The organism is Marinobacter sp. MBR-105 (assembly GCF_053628895.1).
Window position 1 is genome coordinate 1 of sequence record NZ_JBRJHG010000044.1, and the last position, 2438, is coordinate 2438.

1 protein-coding gene is annotated in these 2438 nt (G+C 52.5%); it reads right to left on the reverse strand.

Annotated features, from left to right (window positions below):
* Positions 1–1773: 1773 nt before the first annotated feature.
* Entirely contained in the window at positions 1774–2277 is a 504-nt protein-coding gene (locus ACSSVV_RS20845; RefSeq protein ID WP_454106957.1) for a hypothetical protein, read from the reverse strand.
* Positions 2278–2438 lie beyond the last annotated feature (161 nt).

The window sequence follows — 2438 nt, forward strand, 5'->3', positions numbered from 1 at the left end:
TAACGCTTGCAGCATGCGCGCCTACGAAATGGAGCCGAAGGCGCAATGTAGTAGGCGTCGCCGTGCCTGCACTGGTTATGTGCTGAGAAGCTCAGTCTCAAATTCGACGACTGACACCGTTTTGTAATCGATCCGATTTATTAGACTTGCAGCTTTATCAACCTTTTCCCTGGGCAACCCATTCAAAAGCTGCGGGATTTTTGGAAAAGTAGCGACCAGTGGATATGTATTCCGAACATCAACTACTTGAATGTAAAACGTACCGCACTCCGCAGCGCACTCGAAACACCGCACCCAAGCGTAGCTGGGCACTGTAACCTCTCTGAGTTCTGTTCCACAGTCCGGACAAAACGTCACCATGTAGAATCATCCCTGAACACATAACGCTGATGGTAACCGGCGCCGTAGCGTAGCGAAGGGGACCAAAAGCGATACGCTTTTGGCGTCCGGTTGACCGTTTGGTTAAATCTCTCAGTCAATGCTACGCCCCAAGATTTTGGCTATAAAGCTGACGCCACTTTTTTCCTTACGCCGGGCGTTCGCACCGAAAAAGTAATTGCGAAACGCGAAAAATAAGCCCACCAGAAAGCAAGCATTACCGATCCAGGCAGACAGCCGAATGAACCGGCCATAACGGACTTCGATCATGGGGTAAAGACGACTACCCTCTTGCGCGACTAGCTGGGCCTCAAGATAGCCTCCAAGGCCGACGGCAATTAGTAGATATAGCAGAGCACCGAGAAGTAACGCGCTCCACCAAGGAAGGCGAGCCGCAACTTGGACCATTTCGTACACTAATGATACGAGATCATTTTTCCTTCGATATCTACGACCCATTGGGCCTCCCTGCCTACAGATTTAACGCGGAGATAAGCGGCGGCCCGTAAGGGACGTCCGGCGGACGGCCCTCTGGCCGGGAGCGAACTTGATTGACTGGTTAAAGGCAGGTACTGACACTGCCTGCTCCCTGGCAACGACCTCGACGGCCTACTCCGTTACTTGCACCAGCTTGCGCCGGTACGATGTGTTTGAAACCACCGCCAAGCCAGCGGTGGATGAACCTGAACTCAAAGGTACCAGATCCCGAATAAATTGTCGGCGGACGGCCCGGAGAGACGAACGCCAAAAAATGCTACCAACACCGCTGACGATTAAAGCAACCAAATCAGACGCGGATTCAGACGGCCTTGGTGTTCACCAGATTCAGCGGGCTTGTCTGCCAAGCCCGGCACCAAGGCCAATCCTCCAAGGTCACCCCAAAGACCGAAGCCTTTGCCATTAACGCCGTTGTTCAGCGGTGCCCTTGTAGCGCAGCGAAAAGGGCATCCGGTGGAGGGCCTAGTGGCCCGGAACGAACTGCAACTACTTGTTAGAGAGGCCCTTGGCACGTAGCTCCTCTAGTCGCTGTTTGCTCGTTGAAGTGCGGAATAAACCGCCACACATGGGCGGATCTGGCATTATCAACTGGAACTTTGCTCCGCACTCCTTACAACGATAGGCAGATTCAAACGCCGTGTCTGCGGTTACTGCCTCCCACGCATCTAACGCAACCATTTTGGCTGAAAAGTTCTCAGCCTGTTCGAAGTCCGCCTTGGCTATGAAACGGCCTAAGATCTTCGACGGAATATTTGTGCAGATAGCGCAGTTCATATCGAGGCTCTAACGCTTGCAGCATGCGCGCCCATGGAATGGAGCCGAAGGCGCAATGTAATGGGCGTCGCCGTGCCTGCACTGGTTAAATTCTTGTCCGAGCAAACGCCCAGCCCTAACCCACTACTCTCCGTCAAGAGAATGACCAATGACTCCCCATCGATCACCATCCCTTTGCACGTTGATTTGACCACTTTTGATGACGTAGCCCTCGTCCGCAAAGGGCGAGTGCGGATATACGGATGCGAAATCAATTTCTTCGTCAAAATAGAACCTTATAAAAACCTTGTCGCCGCCTTCGCGCTCCGAGAGTTCGGCCCGCTCGTTCAATACGCCCCGCTCGGAGATTTCCGCGTTTTCTCTTGGTGCGCTTTGATACATGAAGTCCATCATTGCAGAGCCGGAATCTAGTTTCTCGCGCGCATCAGAATGCAAAAACTGACCATAAATGTCCTTGCTCACGCCATCTTGAACATACTTCACGTAAGCTTGCGCGAACGCGAGCGGTGACTGTTCCGAGAACACCTCTTCTGGAACCGCCTGTTGGCCAGCACCATTACCGGAGCCATCACATCCATAAAGCAAAAGCGCGAATGAAAACAACGTGTTCCGAAATAATCCTTTCATTTTTCTCCCTTTTTCCCGGTTTTAAAGCCAACTCTCCATACAGTTCGGGCATCAGGTTTCTGAATTTAACGCCGCTCAGCACGCGCGGCTACGAAATGGAGGCGAAGCCGCAATGTAGTAGGCGTCGCCGTGCCTGGCTTGGTTATGCTTTATTCTGAGCA

What these genes read in the sequence shown, in the direction of transcription:
- ACSSVV_RS20845 (WP_454106957.1), bottom strand. Translation starts at nt 2,277, where the DNA reads ATGAAAGGATTATTTCGGAACACGTTGTTTTCATTCGCGCTTTTGCTT.